Source organism: Devosia sp., from assembly GCF_036563435.1.
Taxonomy (GTDB): domain Bacteria; phylum Pseudomonadota; class Alphaproteobacteria; order Rhizobiales; family Devosiaceae; genus Devosia.
In genome coordinates this window covers 564,149-588,079 of the sequence record NZ_DATCMJ010000018.1, presented here as the reverse complement: position 1 = coordinate 588,079, position 23,931 = coordinate 564,149, and the positions used below count along the sequence as shown (strand labels likewise).

Annotated in this window: 21 protein-coding genes; 18 read left to right on the top strand and 3 right to left on the bottom strand. The window is 64.6% G+C overall.

Annotated elements, in window-relative coordinates; translation table 11 throughout:
• Nucleotides 1-111: 111 nt before the first annotated feature.
• The 14 genes from VIL88_RS15310 to VIL88_RS15245 all read left to right on the top strand — a co-directional run bounded on the left by VIL88_RS15310 (nt 112) and on the right by VIL88_RS15245 (nt 16,519).
• Nucleotides 112-1,617 (top strand): sugar ABC transporter ATP-binding protein, encoded by a 1,506-nt coding sequence (locus tag VIL88_RS15310; protein ID WP_331990354.1) that lies wholly within the window; start codon nt 112-114, stop codon nt 1,615-1,617.
• Entirely contained in the window at nt 1,614-2,591 is a 978-nt protein-coding gene (locus VIL88_RS15305; RefSeq protein ID WP_331990352.1) for an ABC transporter permease, read from the top strand. Before VIL88_RS15310 ends, VIL88_RS15305 begins: the two co-directional genes overlap by 4 nt.
• Nucleotides 2,592-2,769: 178 nt before the next feature.
• A complete protein-coding gene (locus VIL88_RS15300; protein WP_331990350.1) occupies nt 2,770-3,765 on the top strand; it encodes an ABC transporter permease in 996 nt (331 codons plus the stop codon).
• Nucleotides 3,762-4,094: an L-rhamnose mutarotase gene (gene rhaM / locus VIL88_RS15295; RefSeq protein ID WP_331990348.1), complete on the top strand. Its 333-nt coding sequence runs from the start codon at nt 3,762-3,764 to the stop codon at nt 4,092-4,094. Before VIL88_RS15300 ends, rhaM begins: the two co-directional genes overlap by 4 nt.
• Before the next feature lie 59 nt (nt 4,095-4,153).
• Nucleotides 4,154-5,713: an aromatic amino acid lyase gene (locus VIL88_RS15290; RefSeq protein ID WP_331990346.1), complete on the top strand. Its 1,560-nt coding sequence runs from the start codon at nt 4,154-4,156 to the stop codon at nt 5,711-5,713.
• A 91-nt stretch (nt 5,714-5,804) separates the two neighbouring features.
• Complete coding sequence (gene osmF / locus VIL88_RS15285) at nt 5,805-6,716, top strand: glycine betaine ABC transporter substrate-binding protein OsmF (protein ID WP_331990344.1); 912 nt, start codon at nt 5,805-5,807, stop codon at nt 6,714-6,716.
• A 147-nt stretch (nt 6,717-6,863) separates the two neighbouring features.
• Nucleotides 6,864-8,048, top strand: coding sequence for an ABC transporter permease (locus tag VIL88_RS15280; protein ID WP_331990716.1), 1,185 nt, complete (start codon nt 6,864-6,866; stop codon nt 8,046-8,048).
• Complete coding sequence (locus VIL88_RS15275; RefSeq protein ID WP_331990342.1) at nt 8,045-8,980, top strand: ABC transporter ATP-binding protein; 936 nt, start codon at nt 8,045-8,047, stop codon at nt 8,978-8,980. The genes VIL88_RS15280 and VIL88_RS15275 overlap by 4 nt, the downstream gene beginning before the upstream one ends.
• Nucleotides 8,977-9,723: an ABC transporter permease gene (locus tag VIL88_RS15270; protein WP_331990340.1), complete on the top strand. Its 747-nt coding sequence runs from the start codon at nt 8,977-8,979 to the stop codon at nt 9,721-9,723. Before VIL88_RS15275 ends, VIL88_RS15270 begins: the two co-directional genes overlap by 4 nt.
• 2 nt (nt 9,724-9,725) lie before the next feature.
• Complete coding sequence (locus VIL88_RS15265) at nt 9,726-11,087, top strand: dihydroorotase (protein ID WP_331990338.1); 1,362 nt, start codon at nt 9,726-9,728, stop codon at nt 11,085-11,087.
• On the top strand, nt 11,084-12,337 hold the full coding sequence (locus VIL88_RS15260; RefSeq protein WP_331990336.1) for a Zn-dependent hydrolase: 1,254 nt from the start codon (nt 11,084-11,086) through the stop codon (nt 12,335-12,337). The genes VIL88_RS15265 and VIL88_RS15260 overlap by 4 nt, the downstream gene beginning before the upstream one ends.
• On the top strand, nt 12,338-13,435 hold the full coding sequence (locus VIL88_RS15255; protein WP_331990334.1) for a DUF917 domain-containing protein: 1,098 nt from the start codon (nt 12,338-12,340) through the stop codon (nt 13,433-13,435). It abuts the gene before it with no gap.
• Between the two features lie 121 nt (nt 13,436-13,556).
• Nucleotides 13,557-15,218, top strand: a complete 1,662-nt coding sequence (locus tag VIL88_RS15250; RefSeq protein WP_331990332.1) for a urocanate hydratase — start codon at nt 13,557-13,559, stop codon at nt 15,216-15,218.
• A gap of 74 nt (nt 15,219-15,292) precedes the next feature.
• Nucleotides 15,293-16,519, top strand: a complete 1,227-nt coding sequence (locus tag VIL88_RS15245; protein ID WP_331990330.1) for a PQQ-dependent sugar dehydrogenase — start codon at nt 15,293-15,295, stop codon at nt 16,517-16,519.
• Here the strand turns inward: VIL88_RS15245 and VIL88_RS15240 are convergent.
• Entirely contained in the window at nt 16,516-17,385 is an 870-nt protein-coding gene (locus VIL88_RS15240; protein ID WP_331990328.1) for an NAD(P)-dependent oxidoreductase, read from the bottom strand. The genes VIL88_RS15245 and VIL88_RS15240 overlap by 4 nt on opposite strands.
• A 134-nt stretch (nt 17,386-17,519) precedes the next feature.
• Between VIL88_RS15240 and VIL88_RS15235 the strand changes: the two genes are divergently transcribed.
• The 4 genes from VIL88_RS15235 (at nt 17,520) to VIL88_RS15220 (ending at nt 21,040) form a co-directional block, all read left to right on the top strand.
• Nucleotides 17,520-17,858, top strand: a complete 339-nt coding sequence (locus tag VIL88_RS15235; RefSeq protein WP_331990326.1) for an SH3 domain-containing protein — start codon at nt 17,520-17,522, stop codon at nt 17,856-17,858.
• Between the two features lie 59 nt (nt 17,859-17,917).
• Nucleotides 17,918-18,913 carry an asparaginase gene (locus tag VIL88_RS15230; RefSeq protein WP_331990324.1) on the top strand — a complete coding sequence of 332 codons (996 nt, stop codon included), beginning with the start codon at nt 17,918-17,920 and terminating at the stop codon, nt 18,911-18,913.
• A 75-nt stretch (nt 18,914-18,988) separates the two neighbouring features.
• Nucleotides 18,989-20,476 carry a helicase HerA-like domain-containing protein gene (locus VIL88_RS15225; protein ID WP_331990715.1) on the top strand — a complete coding sequence of 496 codons (1,488 nt, stop codon included), beginning with the start codon at nt 18,989-18,991 and terminating at the stop codon, nt 20,474-20,476.
• Between the two features lie 3 nt (nt 20,477-20,479).
• Entirely contained in the window at nt 20,480-21,040 is a 561-nt protein-coding gene (locus VIL88_RS15220) for a hypothetical protein (protein WP_331990322.1), read from the top strand.
• A 3-nt stretch (nt 21,041-21,043) separates the two neighbouring features.
• Here the strand turns inward: VIL88_RS15220 and VIL88_RS15215 are convergent, their stop codons facing one another.
• On the bottom strand, nt 21,044-21,589 hold the full coding sequence (locus tag VIL88_RS15215; RefSeq protein WP_331990320.1) for a response regulator: 546 nt from the start codon (nt 21,587-21,589) through the stop codon (nt 21,044-21,046).
• 150 nt (nt 21,590-21,739) lie between these two features.
• Nucleotides 21,740-23,836: a S9 family peptidase gene (locus VIL88_RS15210; protein WP_331990318.1), complete on the bottom strand. Its 2,097-nt coding sequence runs from the start codon at nt 23,834-23,836 to the stop codon at nt 21,740-21,742.
• Nucleotides 23,837-23,931 lie beyond the last annotated feature (95 nt).

Sequence of the window (23,931 nt, the reverse complement as noted above, 5' to 3'; positions counted from 1 at the left end):
GGTGTCGGAAGCCACGATTGATATCGGGGCCAAACATTCCCCCACCCTGACCCTCCCCGCGAGGGGGAGGGTGTCGACTGTGAGATCGCGGCCAGCATGAGACAAGCCCACATGACCGACCCCATCCTCACCCTTTCGGGCATATCGAAGAGCTTTCCCGGCGTGCGGGCACTCCACGATGTGTCGCTTGAACTCTATGCCGGTGAAGTGACCGCGCTGATCGGGGAAAACGGGGCGGGCAAGTCGACCCTGGTCAAGACCATGACCGGCATCTACCAGCCAGATGGCGGCGAAATCCGCGTCGGCGGCAAGGTGGTGACCCTGCCCACGGCGCATTCCGCTTCGGCTGCCGGCATCACCGCCATTCACCAGGAAACCGTGCTCTTCGATGAGCTCACGGTCGCCGAAAACATCTATCTGGGCCATGCGCCGACCAATCGCTTCGGGATGATCGACTGGAAGACCATGCGCAACGAGGCACGCAAGACGCTCGATGCCATGGCCGCGGGCATCGACCCCGACATCAAGCTCAAGGAACTGGGCATTGCCAAGAAGCACCTGGTCGCCGTGGCGCGGGCGCTTTCGGTCGACGCACAGGTCGTGATCATGGACGAGCCGACCGCCGCGCTCTCGCAGAAGGAGATCGAAGAGCTCTATGTGCTGATCGAGCTGCTGAAGCAGGACGGAAAGGCCATTCTCTTCATCTCGCACAAATTCGATGAAATCTACCGCATCGCCGACCGCTTCACCGTGTTCCGCGACGGTCAGCAGGTGGGCAAGGGCTTCATCAAAGAAACCTCGCAGAGCCAGATCGTGCAGATGATGGTGGGCCGCGCGGTGGAAAACATCTTCCCGCAGCGCCAGGCCACGATTGGCAAGGTGGTGCTCGAAGCCAAGGGCCTGAGCCACCCGACCGAGTTCGAGGACGTCTCCTTCACCGTGCGCAAGGGCGAGATCCTGGGCTTCTACGGCCTTGTCGGGGCAGGGCGCTCGGAAGTGATGCAGGCCGTGTTCGGCATGACCCAGACCTCCGCCGGCACCATGGTGCTCGACGGCAAGACCATTGCGCCCAAAACCGCTGCCGATGCGGTGGAAGCGGGCATCGTCTACGTGCCGGAGGAACGCGGCAAGCAGGGCGTGATCACCGGCGAACCCATCTTCAAGAACGTCTCGCTGCCCTCGCTGGGCAAGACCAGCCGCAGCGGCTTCCTGCGCATGGCCGAGGAATACAAGCTCGCCCGCACCTATACCGAGCGGCTCGACCTGCGCGCCTCGTCGCTGTCGCAGAATGTCTCGACGCTGTCGGGCGGCAACCAGCAGAAGGTGGTGATCGCCAAGTGGCTCGCCACCCTGCCCAAGGTCATCATCCTCGATGAACCGACCAAGGGCATCGACATCGGCTCCAAGGCGGCCGTCCACGCTTTCATGGCCGAACTCGTGGCGCAGGGCCTGTCGGTCATCATGGTCTCGTCCGAGCTGCCGGAAGTTCTGGGCATGAGCGACCGGATCGTGGTGATGCGTGAAGGGCGGGTTATCGACACACTCATCAATGACGGGCTCAAGCCCGAGACGCTGGTACGCCTGGCTGCCGGTATTGCCGAGGAGCAGGCAGCATGAACCGCCTCCTGAAACACCGCGAAGTCTTCCTGCTGCTGGCCATCCTCCTGGTCCTGGTGCTGGTGACGGCGCGCTTTCCGCGCTTTGCCCAGCCGGGCAATCTCCTCACCATCTTCAATGACACGTCCATCCTGATGATGCTGGCGCTGGGGCAGATGGCAGTGATCCTGACGCGCTCTATCGACCTCTCCATGGCCGCCAATCTCGCCCTAACCGGCATGATCGTCGCCATGACCAATGCGGCCTTCCCGGGCGTGCCCGTGCCGCTGCTGATCGCCATGTGCGTGCTGATCGGCGGAGCGCTGGGCGCGTTCAACGGCATCCTGGTGTGGAAGCTCGAGATTCCGCCGATCGTCGTGACGCTGGGTACGCTGACGATCTTCCGCGGCCTGGTTTTCGTCGTCTCAGGCGGGGCGTGGGTCAATGCGGCGCAGATGAGCCCCGACTTCATCAATCTGCAACGCACGATCTTCCTGGGCCTGCCGCTTCTGAGCTGGTTCGCCATCGTCACGGCGCTGCTGTTCTTCCTCCTGATGACGCGGACGCCCCTGGGGCGTGCGCTCTATGCCATCGGCGTCAATCCGACCGCCTCGGTCTATACCGGCATTAATGTGGGTCGCACCAAGTTCTACGCCTTCGTTATCGCCGGCGCGGTGGCGGGCCTTTGCGGCTATCTCTGGATTTCGCGCTACGTGATCGCTTCGGTCGAAGTTGCCGGTGGCTATGAACTGACCATCATCGCGGCCTGCGTGATCGGCGGTGTGTCGATTGCCGGGGGCATCGGTTCGGTGGCCGGGGTGATCCTGGGTGCCCTGTTCCTGGGCGTCATCAACAATGCCCTGCCGGTCATCAACATTTCCCCGTTCTGGCAGATGGCGATTTCGGGCACGGCAATCCTCCTGGCCGTGGTGCTCAATGCCCGGGGCGAGCGCCGCAAGGGCCGCATTATCTTGAAGAAGGCGGAGGCGGTTTGATGGGCTCGATGCTGCAGTCGTCTCCCTCCCCCTTGCGGGGAGGGATCAAGGGTGGGGGTTCTGCGCCATTCGCCCGCTCAGGCGCCAGTCGTGCGGCCGGAACCCCCACCCTCACTCCCTCCCCGCAAGGGGTAGGGAAGCCCGCGCTGTGGCTCTCCACCAGCGGAGACAAGCTTCAATGACCGATACATCCCTCCACCGCTCGCTCCCCAACCGCCTCGACAACCCCCTCAAGTCAGCCGTCTTGAGCTGGGAGACGCTGCTGGTCCTCGTGGCCGTGGCCATCTTCATTCTCAACAGCTTCGCGTCGCCCTACTTCCTCAACGAGTGGAGCTTGAGCGACATGACGTTCAACTTCACCGAGAAGGCGCTGATTGCGCTTGCCATGGCGCTGCTGATCATTGCCGGCGAGATCGACCTTTCGGTTGCTGCGATCATTGCCCTGGCGTCCACCATGATGGGCCTGGCGCTGCAATATGGCGCCGATACCCCCATGCTGGTCGCCATTGGCGTGGGTGTCGGACTCCTGTGCGGCGCATTTAATGGCTTCCTGGTCACCGGGCTCAAGCTGCCCTCGATCGTCGTCACCATCGGCACGATGAGCCTGTTCCGCGGCATTGCCTTCATCGTCCTGGGTGACCAGAGCTTCAAGGGCTATCCGGCCAGCTTCTCCTGGTTCGGCCAGGGTTATGTTTTTTGGGTGATCTCGTTCGAGCTCGTCTTGTTCGCTGTTTGCGCCCTGATCTATTGGGTGCTGCTCCATCGCACCAATTTCGGCCGCCGGGTGTTCGCCATCGGCAACAACGACGTTGCCGCCCAGTTCTCGGGCGTGCGCGTCGACCGCATCAAGTTTATCCTGTTCTGCCTCACCGGGCTAATGAGCGGTATCGCGGCCGTGCTGTTGACCGCGCGCCTGGGCTCCACCCGGCCATCGATTGCCGAAGGCTTCGAGCTCGAGGCCATCACCATGGTCGTGCTGGGCGGCGTATCGATCCTCGGCGGTGCCGGTTCGATCATCGGCGTGGTGCTGGCGGCGCTGATCGTGGGTCTCGTGACCTTCGGCCTTGGCCTACTCAACGTCCCGGGCATCGTCATGACCATCTTTACCGGTTCGCTGCTGATCGTGGTGATCGCGCTGCCGATCCTCTTCCGCATGTGGAGGCAGCGAGCATGATCGTCGATGGTGAGTACGAGAAGCACGCCTTCAAGATGAGGCTCAATCCCGGCATGGCGGCCGAGTACAAGAAGCGCCATGACGAGATCTTCCCCGAACTGGTGGACGCGCTGCATGCCGCTGGCGTGAAGGACTATTCCATCCACTTCGATGAGGAAACCAACACCCTTTTCGGTGTCCTCTGGCGGCGCCTGGATCACACCATGGCGGACCTGCCCAAGACGGAGATCAATCAGCGCTGGTGGAAACACATGGCCGACATCATGGCGACCGACGAGAACAACGTGCCCCATTCGGTCGATCTCGTGCCCATGTTCTGGATGAAGTAGAGGCACGCTACGAGGCCGTGGCACTATGCTTTCTCACGCCAATCCCATAGCTTGGCGGCATGAATGAACGTCCATCGAGCCTCCACGCATCCCCCATCTCTCTTCACGGCAAGCCGCTGAGCTTTGCCGACATCGCCCGGATCGGCCGGCGCGAAGCGCAGTTGGTAGCGGATCCGGCGGCGATGCAGCGCGTCAGGACGGCGCGGGAAGCGGTCGAAGCCGCAATTGCTTCGGGGCAGCCGGTTTATGGCTCGACCACCGGCGTCGGGGCCATGAAGGATGTCGAATGGACCGACGACCAGCTCGACGCCTTCAATACCGGCCTTGTGCGCGCCCACCATTTCGGTACCGGCGACGCCTTTTCCAGCGAAATCATCCGGACGGCCATGGCCATCCGCGTCAACATGGCGCTGACGGGGCGGGTGGGTTGTACGCCTGACCTGGTAGAAGCCTTTCTGGCGCTGCTGTCGGCCGATGTCGTGCCCGTGGTCCGGCGTACCGGCTCGATCGGTTGCGCCGATATCGGGCTCATGGGCCAGATCGGGGCCGTGCTGACCGGGGCGGGCGAGGCCATGTTCGACGGGCACCGCCAGCCCGCTGAGCGTGCATTGAGCGCCGCGGGTCTCAAGGCGTTCCGGCTGGCGCCGCGCGACAGCCTGGCCGCCGTTTCCACCAACGCGGTCGGCTATGCGGCGGCGGCTTACGCGATCCGCGATGCGGCCAGCGTGGTCAGGGTTATGCTGGCGACCGGCCTCACCACGGCCGGGGCGCTCGGCGCTTCGCGCGATCCCTGGAAGGCGGTGGCGCATGTTGGCACGGAGCGGGAGGCCGGAATCGGTGCCTGGCTCTATTTCAATGCCAAGGGGTGGGACTGGCCGGACGCCACCCATATCCAGGATCCGCTGTCGCTGCGGATGATGAGCCAGGTCTTTGCTACCGGTTTCGAGACGCTGGTGAAGGCAGGTGAAATACTTCTGGCCGCGACGGGCCGCACCGATGACAACCCGGTGGTGGCGGGCGGCCAGGTGCTGACCTCGGGCGGATCGCTGCCGCTCGACGTGACCGTGTTCCTGCAGACCGCCCAATTGGGTCTCGCGCATATCGCTCGCAATTCGTTCAACCGCTGCGTGCTGCTTGGTAATGGCGGCCGGCGTCACCTGCCGGTCAATCTCGTCATGCCGGGCGCCATCGCCACTGGCTTCGGGCCCGTCATCAAGCTTGCGGGTGAACTCTTTGCCCGCGTGCTGACCATGACCAACCCGATTTCCGCCGGGTCCATGGTGGTGGCAGGCGGCATCGAGGACGAGGCGGCCTTCCTCCCGCTGGTGGTCGAGCGGCTGGAGCGGCAGGTCCTGGCACTGCGGCGCCTGGCGGCGCTCGAGGCCATGCTGGCCGCGCAGGCCATGGACATTTCTGGCGACAGCCCGGGCAACGTGCCGGGCATCATTTATGCTCTGGTGCGGCGCCATGCTGACACCTATCGTCAGGACCGTCCGCTATCGGCAGAAGTGGAGGCCATCGAAGAGGCACTGGCGTCCGACGGGCTGATGCGCGAACTTATTTCTCACTCGACTATTATGGAGTTGGACGAGTTTTTCGCTCTGGGTCCGGTCGGCTAGAACAGGCGGCCTCGCTCAATTCCACCAACAGGTTAGGTTAGGATCAACGGGGCACGCGCGATGGAGCACCCCGGAGAAAACGGAGAATACAATGCGTCTGACTTCCAAGCTTCTCACCGCCGTCGCCGCTCTCGCCATTTCAGCCAGCGCCGCCAATGCCCAGGTCGTGGTGTCGTCCAAGATCGACACCGAGGGTGGCGTTCTGGGCAACATCATCAAGCAGGTGCTCGAGGCCAACGACATCCCGGTCGAAGACCGCATCCAGCTCGGCGCCACCCCGATCGTGCGTGAGGCCATCATTGCCGGCGAAATCGACATCTATCCCGAATATACCGGCAACGGCGCCTACTTCTTCGACAAGGCCGAAGACCCGCTCTGGAACAATCCCGAAGAGGCCTATGCCGAAGTTGCCAAGCTCGACTACGAAGCCAACAAGATCGTCTGGCTGACCCCGTCCTCGGCCAACAACACCTGGGCCATCGCCGTGCGCAACGACGTTGCCGAGGCCAACAACCTCAACACCTTCTCCGATTTCGGCGCCTGGGTGGCCGGCGGCGGCGAGGTGAAGCTCGCGGCCTCTGCCGAGTTCGTCAACTCTCCCGGCACCTTGCCCAAGTTCCAGGAAGTCTATGGCTTTACCCTGACGCCCGACCAGCTGATCACCCTCTCGGGTGGTGACACGGCTGCTACCATCGCTGCGGCTGCCCAGCAGACCAACGGCGCTAATGCCGCCATGGTCTATGGCACCGACGGCGGTATCGCGCCCTCCGGCCTCAAGGTGATGGAAGACGACAAGGGCGTGCAGCCGGTTTACCAGCCCGCGCCGATCATCCGCGAGGAAGTGCTGACCGAATATCCGCAGATCGAAGAACTGCTGAAGCCGGTTTTCGAAGGCCTGACGCTGGAAGTGCTGCAGGAACTCAACGGCCGCGTACAGGTCGGCGGCGAAGTAGCCGACGCCGTGGCAACGGACTACCTGACCCAGGGCGGCTTCCTGGAATAGTCGTCAGGGCAGGTCCAGCGGCTTGCTCCCTCGATCGTCACCCTCGGGCTTGACCCGAGGGCCCTGCACTGACCCAATGTGCAGCACGTGAAGATCCCTCGGGTCTAGCCCGGGGGTGGCGCACAGTGGGTGGACAGCATCTTGAGCATTTCTGCAACATCGCCTTCTACGCGCCCCACCTGGCTGGCGCTGGACAAGCTCGGCATTCTCATCGCCTTGATTGCCGCCGCCGGGGCCGTGCTGCCCTTCAGCCTGTTTCGCGCCAACCGCATCGTGCTTGGAGAGTCGCGCTCGCTGCTGGATGCGCTGCCGAGCTTTGCCTCGGCCTTCGTTGTCGGCGTTCTTCTCGTGGGGCTGGTTGCGAGTGCCCTGCGCTTGCCGACCCTCGCCAAGCTCGCCGCAGGCCTTGTGGCGGTGGCGGTTCTCCTTGTCGCCATCGGAGTTTCCGCCAGTTTTTTGACGCCCGAAGGCGATACCTTTGCGCGGGTATCCCCCGGCGCGGGATTCTGGCTCCTCGTTTTCGCCTTTGCGCTGTTGGTCACCGACGCTCTGACCCGGCTGCGGCTGAAGCCGCTAGTGCGCATCGGCATTCTCGTCCTGGTCGGCGTTGCGCTCGCTGTGCTGCTCTGGAGCGGGACCTGGAACGACATTTCGACGCTCAAGGAATATGCAACGCGCGCCAGAGCCTTCTGGGCAGAGGGACGCACCCACCTGCTGCTGGCCTTCGGCTCGGTGGCCATAGCGACGGTGGTCGGCATTCCACTCGGCATCCTCTGCTACAAGGTCGCTCCCTTGCGCGCTGCCGTGCTCAACGTGCTCAACATCGTCCAGACCATCCCCTCGATAGCCCTGTTCGGGCTCCTCATCGCACCGCTGGCCTGGGTCGCTGCCAATGTTCCCGGCGCGTCGAGCATCGGCATTTCGGGCATCGGCCTGGCACCGGCCTTGCTGGCGCTGTTCGCCTATTCGCTCCTGCCGGTGGTGTCCAACACGGTCGTCGGCTTGCAGGGCGTCTCGCCTGCGGCTGTCGACGCGGCGCGCGGCATGGGCATGACGGGCCGGCAAAGGCTGCTGAGCGTTGAACTGCCGCTGGCTTTCCCGGTGATCCTCACCGGCATCCGCATCGTCCTCGTCCAGAATATCGGCCTGGCTACGATCGCAGCGCTGATCGGCGGCGGCGGGTTCGGTGTCTTCGTGTTCCAGGGCATCGGGCAGACGGCCATGGACCTGGTGCTGCTCGGCGCTGTGCCCACGGTGGTACTGGCCTTCGCCGCCGCGGTCGTGCTTGATGCTCTGGTGGAAATGACCTCCCGCGCGGAGACACGGCAATGATCGAAATCGACGACATCACCAAGACCTATAGCGGCACCAGGGTGGTGGACGGGGTGACGCTGACGATCGAGCCGCACACGATCTGCGTGATTGTGGGGACCTCCGGCTCGGGCAAGACCACCCTGATGCGGATGATCAACAAGCTGGTGGAGCCAAGTTCAGGGCGCATCCGCATCGATGGCGAGGATATCGCCGGTATTCCCGCCTATGAACTCCGCCGCCGCATCGGTTATGCCATTCAGGGGCATGGTCTCTTCCCGCACCGTACCGTGGGGCAGAACATTGCCACGGTGCCCAAGCTCCTTGGCTGGGACAAGCGCAAGACGGCTGATCGCGTCGATGAATTGCTTGCTCTGTTCCAGCTCGATCCTGCGCAGTTTCGGGACCGGCTGCCGCACGAACTTTCGGGAGGCCAGCAGCAGCGGGTTGGCGTGGCGCGGGCGCTGGCCGCCTCGCCCAATATTCTGCTGATGGACGAGCCCTATGGTGCCCTCGATCCGGTGATCCGCGCCAAGGCGCAGGATGACCTGCTGACGATCCAGCGCCGCCTGGGCACGACCATCGTCCTGGTAACCCACGACATGGAAGAGGCGATCCACCTGGGCGATACCATTGCGGTGATGGACAAGGGCAAGCTGCTGCAAGCGGCAAAGCCAGCCGAAATCATCGCAAACCCGGCCACGCCTTTCGTGGCCGAACTGATCGGCACCAGCGAACGGCCATTCCGCCTCCTGTCGCTGGCCCGCGTCGGCGATCACCTCGAGGCCGGAGAGATCGGAGGCGAGCCTATCGATGCCGCGGCGTCCCTGCGCGACGCCTATGCCGAACTGCTCTGGTCGGGCAGGCCAGCCCTTCCGGTGCGTCGCGACGGGCAGATCGTAGGGCATGTGTCGCTCCACGCCCTTTCGCGCCTGGCGGCGAGACCGCAATGACGGTTGGCAATCTGGTTCGTTTCGCGGCACTGGCGCTGCTGGTCTTGTTCCTCTTCCGCCCCGACCTGTTCAGCGGCTTCTTTGCGCTGTTTGCCCGCCCCAACCAGCCGCCCATCTACAACCAGGGCAGTCTGATCGACATCACCCTCAACCACCTGCTGATCGTCCTGGCCGCGACGGTCGCCTCCACGGTGATTGCAGTGGGCCTGGCGATCGTGGTCACCCGGCCGTTCGGGGCCGAGTTCCTGCCGCTGTCGCGGTCGCTGGCCAATATCGGACAGACCTTTCCGCCCGTCGCGGTGCTGGCGCTGGCGGTGCCGATGCTGGGTTTCGGGACGGCGCCGACGCTCGTCGCCCTCTTCCTCTATGGCCTCCTGCCCATTTTCGAGAATACCCTGACGGGACTGACCAGCCTGCCGCCGGCGGTGACCGACGCGGCCAAGGGCGTCGGCATGACGGGGTGGCAGAGGCTGCTCAAGGTCGAGCTGCCGCTGGCGCTGCCTGTGATCCTTGCGGGGATTCGCCTGTCGGTGGTGATTTCGCTGGCGACCGCCACGATCGGCTCCACCGTTGCCGCGCGTACGCTGGGCGAGGTGATCATCGCGGGGCTGACATCGAGCAACACCGCCTTCGTGCTGCAGGGCGGGTTGATCGTGGGCATCCTCGCCGTGCTGATCTACGATGCCTTGTCGGCGCTCGAGCGCCTGTTGATGGCGCGCACGGGACAGCTGAGGAGGACATGAGCATGGCAGACTTCGACCTCGTTCTTGCCGGCACCGTTGTTCTGCCCGACCGCGTGGTCGAGGGCGGCTATGTCGCGGTGCGCGCGGGCAGGGTCGATCACGTGGGCAGCGGCGCTGCTCCGGCGGGCCGCGAACGGCACGAGCTGGGCGAGGCGCTGATCCTGCCCGGCGCCATCGATGCGCAGGTCCATTCGCTGTCGCAGCGCAACCAGGAGGACTTCATCTGGTCGACCCGCTCGGCGGCGGCTGGTGGCGTGACTACCATTGTCGACATGCCCTATGACGAGGGCAATCTCGTCTGCTCGGCCGAGGCCGTGCGCATCAAGGTGGCGCATGCTTCGCCGCAGGCGCGGGTGGACTTCGCGCTCTATGGCACGATCAACCCCGAAGAGGGCGCGGCGCGCATCGCCGAGCAGGCGGAAGCGGGCGTCGCGGCGTTCAAGTTCTCGACCTTCGGCACCGATCCTGTGCGCTTTCCACGCATCCCGCCGGCCTTGCTGGAAGAGTGTTTCGCCGCGGTGGCCAAGACCGGGCTTACGGCTGGGGTGCATAACGAGGACGACGAAATGGTCCGGGCCGCCATGGCCAAGGTCAAGGCGGCGGGGATCACCGACTATCGCGCCCATGCGCTGAGCCGGCCGCCGCTGACCGAGCTACTGGCCTCGCTGCAGATTTACGAGACCGGAGCGCAGACCGGCTGCCCGGCCCATGTGGTGCATTGTTCGCTCGGCCGCGGCTACGAGATTGCACGCGGCTATCGCGACCAGGGCTATGCGGCGACCATCGAGGCCTGCATCCACTACCTTGTGCTCGATGAGGAAAACGACGTCCGGCGCCTGGGCGGCAAGGCCAAGATCAACCCGCCGATCCGGCCGCGCGCCGAGGTGGAAAGGCTCTGGGAGCATGTGCGGCAGGGCAATGTCACCATGGTATCGACCGACCATGTGAGCTGGTCGGAAGATCGCAAGACCAATCCCGACATGCTGGCCAATGCTTCGGGCGTCCCGGGCCTCGAGGTCATGGTCCCGCTCTTCGTCAAGGGTGCGCTGGAACGGGATATTCCCCTGATCTGGGCAGCGCGGCTGCTGGCGGACAACCCGGCGCGGCATTTCCGGCTGGATCATCGCAAGGGGGCGCTGGCGGAAGGCAAGGACGCCGACATCACCGTGCTGTTTCCGCGGCCCAAGGTCTATGACGCGGCGGCGAGCGGGCATAATGTCGTCGGCTGGTCGCCCTATAACGGCATCGAGCTGCCCTGGACGGTGGGATTGACCTATCTGCGCGGAGTGGAGGTGTTCGACGGCACGGACGTTGCTGCGCCGGGGCTTGGGCAGTTCGTGCGGCCGGAGGTGCGGAAGCGATGATCCCCAATTCACCCATCCGTCCGGAGCGGATTGCCGCCGATATCGAAGCGCTGAGCGCTATCACCGAGCCGGGCCGTCCCTGGACGCGGCGGGCCTTCACCCCGATGTTCCTCGAGGGGCGCCAATGGCTGACCCGCGCCATGCAGGAAGCTGGGGCGGTCACGCAGATCGACCCCGCGGGCAATCTCGTCGGCACCATTCCCGGCCGCAATCCGGGCCTTGGCACCATCATGCTGGGCTCCCATTCCGATACGGTCCCCGATGGCGGGCGCTTCGATGGCGTGGCCGGGGTCGTGGCGGCGCTGGAGGTGGCGCGGGCGCTGCGCGACCAGAACATCGTGCTCGATCACACCCTGGAAGTGGTCGATTTCCTGGCCGAGGAGGTTTCGATCTTTGGCGTCTCCTGTATCGGCAGCCGCGGCATGAGCGGGACGCGGCCGGCAGAATGGCTGACGCGCGAAAGCGGCGGCAGAACCCTGGAGCAGGCACTTGTCGAGGTCGGCGGCAACCTGATCCATCCGGCGCAGCGCGATGACATCAAGGCCTTTCTCGAACTTCATATCGAGCAGGGCCCGGTGCTGCAGAACGAGGCGCTCGACGTGGGCGTGGTGACGGCCATTGCCGGCATTACCCGGATCGAGGTTGTGGTGGAGGGCAGGGCCGACCATGCCGGGACCACGCCAATGAGATCAAGGCAGGATGCGCTGACAACGGCTGCCTGGATTGCGCTGGGCGTCGAGGAACTGGCCAAGGCGCTGGCTGCCGGTCCCGAGCACTTTGCCGCCACCGTCGGCGAGTTCGAGATGTGGCCCAATGCCGGCAATGTCGTCCCGGCCCGGGTGCGCATGCTGATCGATGCTCGGGCAGAGCTGCGCGCCGACATGGAACGGTTCACCGACGAGCTGCGCAACGGCATCGCGGCCATAGCGGAAAAGACCGGTGTGACGGTAGAGGAGCCGCGCATTGTTTCGGACAATCCGCCCACCCCGTCCGACGCCGGCTTGCTCGACATACTCGACGCTGCCTGCGAACGGACCGGCACCCGCCATCGCCGCGTGGCCTCGGGCGCGGGGCACGACACGGCCTGGATGGCGCGGATAACGCGAGCGGCGATGATCTTCGTGCCCTGCAATGACGGGCGCAGCCATACGCCAGACGAATTGGCCACGACGGACGACATTGCCATGGGCGCCGCGGTGCTGCTCGATGCCGTGCAGGCGCTGGACAAAAAACTGCAAGAGGAAAGCTGAATGGGTCGCATCCTGACCGAAAAGGACGTCGAGGCGGCGGTGCGCGGCGGTTCGATCTATGCAGCCGGCGGCGGTGGCTGGGCCGATCATGGCCGCATGCTGGGCATGGCCGCGGTTAATGCCGGACGGCCCGAGCTGGTCAGCGTGGACGAACTCGATCCCAATGACTGGGTGGCCACGGCCGCAGCCATCGGCGCCCCGGCTTCGACCACGCCGTGGGAGATGCAGGGCGTCGATTATATCAAAGCGGTGCAACTGCTGCAGGACGCGCTGGGCGAAAAGCTGAGCGGCCTGATGGTGGGGCAGAATGGCAAGAGCTCGACGCTCAATGGCTGGCTGCCCTCGGCAATCCTCGGCACCAAGGTGGTCGACGCCGTGGGCGATATCCGCGCCCATCCGACCGGTGACATGGGCTCGATCGGCATGGCGGGGGCGCCCGACCAGGTGATCCAGACGGCGGTGGGCGGCAATCGCGCCGAGAACCGCTATATCGAACTGGTGACGCGGGGCGCGACCGCCAAAGTCTCGCCGATCCTGCGAACGGCAGCCGACATGTCGGGCGGGTTCATCGCCTCGTGCCGCAATCCCTTGCGTGCCAGCTATGTGAAACAGCACGCGGCGCTGGGTGGCATTTCGCTGGCGCTAAAGCTCGGCGAGGCGATGATCGCGGCCGATGGCAAGGGGCCGGGTTCGATGATCGATGCCATTGTCAAGACGACGGGCGGCACGATCCTCACCAAGGGATACATTACCGCGATCGATGTGACCTATACTAGGGAAGCCTTCGACATCGGCAAAGTCACCGTTGGCGAGGGCGACAAGGCTTCGACGCTCCACATCATGAATGAGTATATGGCGGTCGAAGACGCCGGCGGCGCGCGGCTGGCGACCTTTCCGGATGTGATCACCACGCTCGATGCTGCCGGACAAGCGCTGTCGGTGGGCCAGCTCGGGCGCGGTATGTATGTGTTCGTGCTGCATGTACCCAAGACGGGCATTCCGCTGAGTTCGTCGGTCCTCGATCCGGCAGTTTATCCCTTCGTGGAGGAGCGGATGGAGATTGAACTGGCGCGGTATGCACTGGATGGCGGTCGTTAGCGACTGGGCCCTTACTTGTTGAGACCTCATGGTGAGCCTGTCGAACCACGAGGTCGGGAACCATAACCTGCCACGACCTCGTCCTTCGACAAGCTCAGGATGAGGTCTACTGAGGACGACCATGCCCACACCAAATCCGCGTCATCCCAACTTCCCTATTCCAGGCGGGCCGGAATTGCGTGCCAAGGGGTGGCGGCAGGAGGCCCTGCTGCGTTTGCTGGAGAACGTGCTGAGCGTCGGCGAAAATCCGGACGAGTTGGTCGTTTATGCCGCCCTGGGCAAGGCGGCGCGCAACTGGGCGAGCCACAAGGCGATCGTCGAAACCCTGCTGCGCATGGACGAGGAGCAGACGCTGATCATCCAGTCGGGCAAGCCGATCGGGCTGCTCAAGACCCACAGCAAGGCGCCGCTGGTGATCATGGCCAATTGCAACATCGTGGGGCAGTGGGCCAAGGCGGAAGTGTTCTACGAGCTGGAGCGTAAGGACCTGATCTGCTGGGGCGGGCTCACGGCGGGGGCCTGGCAGTATATTGGCTCACAGGGGGTCATCCAGGGCACCTATGAAATCTTCATGCGCATTGCCGAGAACCGCTTCGGCGGAACGCTCGCGGGGCGGTTCATCCTCACGGCAGGGCTGGGCGGGATGGGCGGAGCGCAGCCCCTGGCCGGGCGCATGGCCGGGGCAGCGATCCTCTGCATCGACATCGACGAGGAGCGGGCCCGCAAGCGGCAGGCGATCGGCTATCTCGAAGAGATCGCGCCGGACCTCGATACGGCGCTGGAGAGGATTGCAGAGGCGGTGCGCGACAAGCGCGCGACCTCTATCGGCCTTGTCGGCAATGCGGCCGAAATCTATCCCGAGATCGTGCGCCGCGGCATCGTGCCCGACATCGTCACCGACCAGACGTCGGCGCATGACCTTGTCTATGGCTATGTGCCCAAGGGCATGTCGCTGGAGGAGGTGCGGCGGCTGCGGATCGAGGGTTCGGCGCAGCTGATGGCGGCCAGCCGGGCATCCATCGTCGATCATGTCCGGGCCATGCTCGCCTTCCAAGCCGCCGGCGCCGAAGTGTTCGATAACGGCAACCTGATCCGCACCCAGGCCAAGGCAGGCGGGGTCGAGAATGCCTTCGACATCAAGATATTCACCGAAGCCTATCTGCGGCCGCTCTTTGCCCGTGCCATCGGGCCATTCCGCTGGATGGCGCTGAGTGGGGATCCAAATGACATCCGCAAGATCGATGACAAGCTGCTCGAATTGTTCCCCGACAACCAGATCGTTACCAACTGGATCGCCCTGGCGCGGGAGCACATTCCCTTCGAAGGCCTGCCGGCGCGGATCGCCTGGCTGGGCCATGGTGAGCGCACCAAGCTGGCACTGGCAGTCAACGACATGGTGGCGGATGGGACCCTGGCCGGCCCGGTGGCCTTCAGCCGCGATCACCTCGATGCCGGGGCCATGGCGCACCCCAATATCATGACCGAGAACATGAGGGACGGTTCGGACGCCATTGCCGACTGGCCGCTGCTCGACGCCATGCTTCTGTGCTCGTCCATGGCCGATCTGGTGGTCGTTCATTCCGGCGGTGGTGGCTATGCCGGCTACATGACCTCGGCCGGTGTGACGGTGGTCGCCGACGGCACCGAGGCGGGGGCGGAACGGCTGGGGCATGCGCTGACCAACGACACGGCGCTCGGCGTGATGCGCTATGCCGATGCGGGCTACGAGGCCAGCCACGAAGAGATTGCAGCCAAGGGCATCGGCTACATCCCTGTCGGATAAACGGTTCTTGATCGGCTCCGGGGCAACGCCTGCGCCTTGACGCGGTTTTGCCTCCAGCAACCATGGAGGCCGTCATGATCCGTATCACCCACCTGCTGACCGGGACGCTGCTGAGCACCGCTCTTCTGGCTACGCCAACGCTTGGACAGACTTCGAGCCAGCCAGCCGAGACCGAGGCGCCGAACGCACCGGACCAGCAGCCAGCCTTTAAGGGGCAGACCCGCGCGCCGACGCCGGATGAAGCGACGGCCGTGATGACGGAGGTGGTTGCCGAGGACCTGCCGCAGCTCTGGGCCATGGAATTCCTGCCCGACGGGCGCATGCTGGTGACGGCCAAGAGCGGCGCCATGCATATCGTCGCCGAGGACGGCACGGCCGGGCCCGAGATCACCGGCGTGCCGGAAGTAGATGATGACGGGCAGGGTGGCCTGCTCGATGTGGCACTGGCGCCCGACTACGAGACGAGCGGAACGGTCTTTTTCTCCTTCTCCGAACCGCGGGACGGTGGCAACGGCACCTCGGTCGCCTCGGCACGGCTGGTGCCGGACGAGGCGGGCGGTGGCGCGCTGGAAGATGTCACCGTGATCTTCCGCCAGACGCCCACCTATGATGGCGACAAGCATTTCGGTTCGCGGCTGGTCTTCGGACCTGCGGGTGAGCTCTATGTAACGGTGGGCGAGCGCTCCGACGTGGAGACGCGACAGCAGGCGCAGGATATCGGCAGCGGCCTGGGCAAGGTGTTCCGCATCGACGCTTCCGGCGCCGCCCTGCCGGACAATCCCTTTGTGGACGAGGCGAACGCCTTGCCCGAGATCTGGAGCCTGGGTCATCGCAACATGCAATCGGCTGCGCTGGATGGTGAAGGACGGCTCTGGACGGTGGAACATGGTCCCAAGGGTGGCGATGAGCTGAACCGGCCGGAGGCGGGAAAGAACTATGGTTGGCCCGAAGTGACCTATGGCATCGACTATAGCGGCGACCCGATCGGCGAAGGCATCACGCAAAAGGCCGAGACCGAGCAGCCAATCTACTACTGGGATCCGGTGATCGCCCCGTCAGGCATGGCCTTCTACGATGGCGATGCCATCCCGGCCTGGAACGGCGCCTTCCTTGTGGGCGGGCTCGTCAGCCAAGGGCTAGTCGTCGTGCATGTCGAGGGCGATAAGGTGGTGACCGAAGAGCGCGTGCCGCTCGAAGCGCGGGTACGCGACGTCAAGGTAGGACCCGACGGTGCCGTCTATGCCGTGACCGAGAACCCGGAGGCCGGGACGTCACAGATCGTGCGGGTGAGCGGCGCCTAGCGCTTCGCCACGGACTCCGTGCGCCAGCTATATTGCGGCGCGTAGCCAAGCATGCGCTTAGCCTTCTCAATCGAAAGCAGCGTCCCGTTGGTGGTAACGTTGCCCTTGGTCGGAACGGCGGGGAAGACCTCGGCCAGGAGCGACATGTTGGAGCGGCTCATCACCGTATCAGCATTGGCGATGATGAAGGCTTCGAAGCCCTTGAACTCGGCCTGGATGGCGCGCCGCACCGCCTGCGCGCCATCCCGCGCGTCGATATAGCCCCAGAGGTTCCATTTGCGGCCTTGCGGATCGGCGTCGAAGCGCGGGAAGGCGGCATAGTCTTCCGGGTACATGACGTTGGAGAAGCGCAGGCCGACCATGCGCAGTTCCGGATCCCAGCGGCAGAACTGCACTGCCATGGTTTCGTCCAACAGCTTGCCCAGGGAATAGGCGGATTCTGGACGGGGATAGTATTCCTCGTCTACCGGCGCATAGGGCGGCGGGGTGTCGAAGGGAAGTCCGAGCACGGTTTCGCTGGAGGCGAAAACGACGTTCTTGATGCCTGCAAGGCGGGACGCTTCGAACACGTTGTAGCTGGAGGGGACATTGTTGGCGAAGGTCTTGCTGTTGGCGGCAAGGCCCGGCGCGGGAATGGCGGCCAGGTGCACCACCGCCTCGAAGGGACCAGGACGTTCATCGACACCGCCAAGAATGGCTGCGGCGACCTCCCCGAAATTGGTGAGGTCGACGCGAACGCTGGGGCAGACGGGTTCGGGCAGGGGCTGCTGATCGAGGTTGAGCACCTTGTAACCATGCGCCACGAGGTCCCGCAGCACCGCCATGCCGAGTTTGCCGCTGCCCCCGGTCACCAGAACTTTGCGCATTGCCGATCTCCCTTTTCATTCAGTGTGGCACGCCGCGGGGCAAAGATGAACAGTGCCTGAACGACGATTTCAGTCACAGTTCAAACGCTTGCGAGCAGATTGGAGGAAAGCAGACGAACATCCTGGGATAGATGATGAAGAAAAACCACGAACAGCTCCTGATCGCCACCTTGTGCGGCATGGTCATTGCAGCGGCCGCTGGCTTTGCCGTGCAGCCGGCCATGGCAGGGGGCTACAATGTGGATCAGCTGGCGCAGGTGAGCGGCGTCGCCCAGTGGGACGAACTCAACGTCCGCAAGTGGCCGGCTGCCTATTCCCGCAAGGTCGGCGCCTTCGAGCCGGGCAGCCATGTCTGGGTCGAGCGCTGCATTGAGGCCAAGGCGGGTGCGGACTGGTGCCTGGTGGATGCCAACGACACCCGCGGCTGGGTCAACTCGCGCTACCTGACCCCGGTCGAAGGCACCGATATCTGACCGGGCGGTTGACTTTTCCCGGTCTGCGCTGTTCGTGAGCGCAGACGAGGGAGACTGCCATGGACGCCAACCCCATTCTTGCCGAGACCGTGCGCGGCAACTGGGTCGAGAACCGCCATCGCGGCGCCTATGTTGTGGTGGATGCCGACGGCAGGATCATCGCCTCGGCAGGCGACATCGAGCGGCCGATCTTTCCGCGCTCCGCCATCAAGTCCATGCAGGCGCTGCCCATTTTTGCGCGCGAGGCGGAAGGCCGGTTTCATCACACGGACGAGGAACTGGCGCTGGCCTGTGCGAGCCACCACGGCGAAGCGGCGCATGTCGCGACGGCCGAGGGCCTACTCACGCGCATCGGTCTCTCCGCCGCCGATCTTGAATGCGGGGCGCATGCGCCAACCAATGCTGCGGCGCGCGAGGCCCTGCGCTCGGCCGGCGCCGAGCCCAGTTCGCTTCACAACAATTGTTCGGGCAAGCATTCGGGCATGTTAAGCGTCGCGCTTGCAATGGGTGTGCCCACCGCGAGTTATGTAGGCCGCGAGCATGCGGTGCAGAAGGCGGTGCGCGAGGCGGTGGAAGCGGTGATTGGCGAAAGCCTTTCGGAAGACCGTTGCGGCACCGATGGCTGTTCGATCCCGACCTTTGCAGCGCCTCTCCGGGCTTTTGCCCTCGGCTTTGCCCGCATGGCCACCGGCAAGGGCCTTTCCCCCGACCTGGGGGCAGCGGCACGGCGCCTGTTCGACGCGGCGACGCGCCATCCGCATCTGGTGGCCGGGACCGGCCACCCCGACACGCTGCTGATGAGGGCGTTCGGGGGGCGGCTGATGCAGAAGGTGGGGGCCGAGGGCGTGCAGTGCGGCGCCATCCGCGACAAGGGCTGGGGCTATGCGCTCAAATGCGACGACGGCAATATTGCCGCCTCGCAGGCCATGCTTGCCGGCATGCTGCTGAAGCTAGCCGACTCCGACACCACCCAGCGGCAGGCGCTCAAAGCGCTGGCGCACCAGCCGATCAAGAGCGTACGCGGCGCTGTTGTGGGAGAGTTGCGCGCCGTCTGACGGGCAAGCAAATGCCGAGTTGTCCGGCGGGGAAACGGGCGGCTATAAGGGCGTGACGCAAGGGTAACGGTGGCTATGCTCCTCGACGACAAGATTTTCCTCGGCACCAGCACCCAGCCCGAATATCTGGCGCTCCGCTATGGCAACCGGCATGGTCTGGTGACCGGTGCGACGGGCACGGGAAAGACGGTCACGCTGCAGGTGCTGGCGGAGGGGTTCTCCGCGGCAGGCGTGCCGGTCTTTGCCGCGGACATCAAGGGTGATCTCAGCGGCATTGCCAAGCAGGGCAAGGCGCAGGTCTGGCAGACCCAGCGGGCAGCCGAGATCGGCTTTGACGACTACCGTGACGCTGTGTTCCCGGTGATGTTCTGGGATCTCTTCGGGCGGCAGGGGCACCCGATCCGTGCGACCATCTCGGAGATGGGGCCACTGCTGCTGAGCCGCTTGCTGGAGCTCAACGACACGCAGGAGGGCGTGCTCAACATCGCCTTCAAACTGGCAGATGACGAGAGCATGCTGCTGCTCGACCTCAAGGATCTCCGGGCATTGTTGGTGGACATCCAGGAGCGCAGCAAGGAGATCTCCAGCCGCTACGGCAATGTCTCCGCGGCCTCGATCGGCGCGATCCAGCGGGCGCTGTTGGTGCTGGAGCAGCAGGGCGGCGAGAACTTCTTCGGCGAACGGGCGCTCGACATTGCCGACCTGATGCGCACGGACCGCGACGGGCGTGGCTTCATCTCGATCTTGGCAGCCGACGAGTTGATGCGCTCGCCGCGCCTCTATGCGACCTTTCTCCTCTGGATGCTGAGCGAGTTGTTCGAGGAACTGCCCGAAGTGGGCGATCTCGACCGCCCCAAGCTGGTGTTCTTTTTCGACGAAGCGCATCTGTTGTTCGACGATGCGCCCAAGGCACTGATCGACAAGGTCGAACAGGTCGTGCGGCTGGTCCGCTCCAAGGGCGTCGGCGTCTATTTCGTGACGCAAAACCCGCTCGACATTCCGGAGACCGTCCTCGCGCAACTGGGCAATCGCGTGCAGCATGCGCTGCGTGCCTATACGCCGCGCGAGCAGAAGGCGGTTCGCGTCGCGGCCGAGACGTTCCGCCCGAACCCGGCCTTCTCGACCGAAGAAGCGATCACCCAGCTGGGTATCGGCGAGGCGTTGGTCTCGGTACTGGAAGACAAGGGTGTCCCCTCGATGGTCGCGCGCACGCTGATACGCCCGCCTTCGGCGCAGGTCGGACCGCTGCTGCCCGAGGATCGCCGCGCCGTGATGAGCGCGTCACCGGTTGGCGGGCTCTATGACCAGACCGTGGACCGCGAGTCCGCATTCGAAGTGCTGAGCCGCAAGGCGCGTGACCGGCAATTGGCCGAGGAGCGCCAGCGGCAGGACGACGAACTCCGAAAGACCGAGCGGAGCTACCAGGACGAGCGGCCGCGCCGCAGTTCCAGCAGGCAAACGCCGGCGGAAGCGGCAATGAATTCGCTGGCGCGCACTGTCGCCAACCGGCTGGGAAGTGCCCTTGTGCGTGGCATTCTCGGCAGCCTCAAACGCGGACGGTAGAACATGGTCGCTCCGGGCAACGCCCCCATTATTGCCGTCTTCGCTTCGGATCGTGGCCCCGGCGATCCGGAACGGGCTTCGATGATGAGCCAGACGGGGACCTATTTCGCCAGGCGCGGGGCTCGGATCATCTGCCTTGCCGAGAATGGCATCATTCCGGTGCCGCTGATTACCGCGACGCGCGCCGCGGGCGGGCATGTCGAGATCATCGCCGATCCTAGTATCGTTTTGCCGCCAGCGCTGGCTGGCGTGGCGATGGAGGTGATCGAGCCGCGGGAAGAACGCATCGTGCGGCTGGCGCAGCTGGCAAAGGCCTATGTGGCGCTTCCAGGCTCGCTGGCTTCCGCTTCGGCGCTGTTTGCCACCTGGTCGGCAGCCAAGCTGCAGGGCGGCACACCGCCCGTGGTCATGCTCAACCGCCATCGGGCGTTCGAAGTGGTAAGGGGCTATGCAGCCGATGTGCTCGCGCCCGGCCTTGCTGGGCACGAACGAGCCGTGCAGTTCGCCGATACGATCGAGGACTTGTGGGCACGTTTGAGTCGGCTCATGGCCGAAGCGCGCTGATTTCTAGCCTTCCAGCCCTGGATGGCTGGGTTTGCGCCGGTCCGGGAACAGCGGGATGACGTTGTCGGTGTTGCGGCGCGCTTGGACCGGCTGCGGAGTGGGCATTGCAATACGGTTGCGCCGCTCGGGTCCACGGTAGCTGCCGAAGGCGCCGACCACGGTGCGGCCGCGCAGGCGTGCCTGGATGCGCTGCAGCAGGTGGCGGGGCGACATCGGCTTGATAATGACCTCGTCGATGCCGGCGCTGATCGCCTGGTGGCGCATGGGCGGAGTGATGGTGCGCGTGAGGGCAATCACCGGCACGTCCTGGCTGATCAGGCTGCCGTTCAGGCGGATTCCTTCAACCATTTCATAGGCTGGACGGCCTTCGCGGTCGAAGTCGCAGACCAGCATGTCGACGGGTGCGATGCGCATATAGGCAATGAGATCGATCTCGCTGTCGAACTGGCGCACCTTGAGGTGCGAGTCGCCGGCCACCACCATCGCCAGGAGCGACGACAGAGCAGGATTGGCCGCAATGATGGCGACGACCTTGGCAGATGCGGACAACGAGACCCCCAAACGTTAACAAAGTGTTACCATGTTCGATTGGCCGGTTGAAGCGCTGCTCTGGGGAAATAGCTAACGAGCTTTGGAAAACGAAACTCGCCGCGCGGGGAGCACGGCGGGCTGGCGATGTCGCAATGAGCGAGCGGAGGGTCAGGCCGCGTCGAACGAGCCTTCGATGCCGACCGCATGAAGGGCGAAGGCGTAGCACATGGCCGTTTCCTTGAGGCGGTCGAACCGCCCGGATGCGCCGCCATGACCGGCACCCATATTGGTCTTGAGAAAGAGCGGGGCTGACCCTGTCTTGGTGGCGCGAAGCTTGGCCACCCACTTGGCCGGCTCCCAATAGGTGACGCGCGGATCGGTCAGCCCGGCCAGGGCAAAGATCGGCGGGTAGTCCTGCGCGGCGACCTGCTCATAGGGTGCGTAGCTGGCGATGCGCCTATAGTCCTCCGGCGAGGCGAGGGGATTGCCCCATTCGGGCCATTCGGGCGGGGTGAGCGGGAGCGTGTCGTCGAGCATGGTGTTGAGCACGTCGACGAAGGGCACCTGCGCCAGGATGCCGGCCCATAGGTCGGGACGCATATTGGCGATAGCGCCCATCAGCATGCCGCCGGCCGAACCCCCCTGCGCCACGATGCGGCCCTTGGCGGTGTAGCCTTGCTCGATCAGCATCTCCGCCGCGGCGATGAAATCGGTGAAGGTGTTGGTCTTGTGCTCGCGCCGGCCTTCGACATACCAGCGATAGCCCTTTTCCATGCCGCCGCGGATATGGGCCGTCGCATAGACGAAGCCGCGATCCACCAGGGAAAGCGCCGAGATCGAGAAGGCAGCCGGCATGGACATGCCATAGGCGCCATAGCCGTAAAGGAGGGCAGGGGCCGAGCCGTCGAGCTGGATTCCCTTGCGGTAGAGCACCGTCACCGGAACCTGCTGCCCGTCGGGCGCGGTGGCAAAGAGGCGGCGCGTCTCGTAGTCGTCCGGGTTATGGCCGGAGGGCACTTCCTGCTCCTTGAGCAGGGTGCGGGTGCCGGTTTCGAGGTCCACGTCATAGGTGCGGGATGGAGTCGTGGGCGAGGAATAGGTGAGGCGGAACACGGAGGTGTCGAACTCGTAGCCCACCGAGATGCCCAACGAATAGGCTTCTTCCTCGAACCGGACGGTTTCCTCGGTGCCGTTGCGCAGATCACGCACGACGATGCGCGGCAGGCCTTCGTGCCGCTCGAGGCGAAGCAGGTGGTTCTTGATGACAATGGTGTCGAGGATCAACACGCCCTGCTGGTGCGGGACGAGGTCGGTCCAGTTGTCCATGCCCGGACGGTCGACCGGTGCGGTCACCACCCTGAAGTCCTCGGCGCCGCCCGCATTGGTGCGGATGTAAAGGAGGCCGTCGCGTTCATCAATGTCGTATTCGATATCGGTGACCCGCGGCGCCACGATGCGCGGCTCGCCACCCCGTTCAGCGTCGATCAGCCAGCATTCCGAGGTCTGGTGATCGTGCGCGTCGATGACGATGAACTTGTCGGACAGCGTGCGGCCGACGCCGACGAAGAAGCCCGGGTCCTTTTCCTCGAAGATGATGGGGTCATCAGCCTGGTCGGTGCCGATCGTGTGGAGCCGGACCCGATAGGGACGGTGGTTGTCGTCGTATTCGGTGTAATAAAGGGCGGTGCTGTCATTGCTCCAGACATAGGAGCCGGCAGTGTCGCGGATGATCTCGGAACTGTCCTTGCCGGTATCGAGGTCGCGGATCACCAAGTCGTAATATTCCGAGCCGGCGCGGTCGGCGGCCCAGGCGAGATAGCGGTGGGAGCGATCATGTTCGGCACCGGCGAAGCCGAAATAACCGTCGCCGGCTTCCACGTTGCAGTCGAGCAGCACCGCTTCGGCGCCGCCATCGCGGGGGGTGCGCACGATCTGGGGATATTGCTTGCCCTCGAGCATGCGTGAATTATAGGCGAAGGGGCCATCCGGGGAGGGAATGCCGCTGTCGTCTTCCTTGATGCGGCCGCGGATCTCCTTGTAGATCCGCTCCTGCAGCGCCTCGGTCGGCTTGCCGAACTCCGTTTCGAAATAGCTGTTCTCGGCGTCGAGATAGGCGCGGATTTCCTCGTCCAGAGCTTCCGGCTTCTGCATCACCTCCTGCCAGTTTTCCGCCCGCAGCCAGTGGTAGGGATCGTCGCGCTCCACATTGTGGAAGGTTGCGGAATGTGGCTTGCGCGGAGCGCGGGGCGGAGAAGTCTTGGTCATGAGGGGATCCAGGTCGGCGGGACCCCAGACATAGGCGGGGCCTGGCCGCTTTGGAAGGGCATGTCGTCGCGGACCCGTGCAGAAGGCCGGTTTAG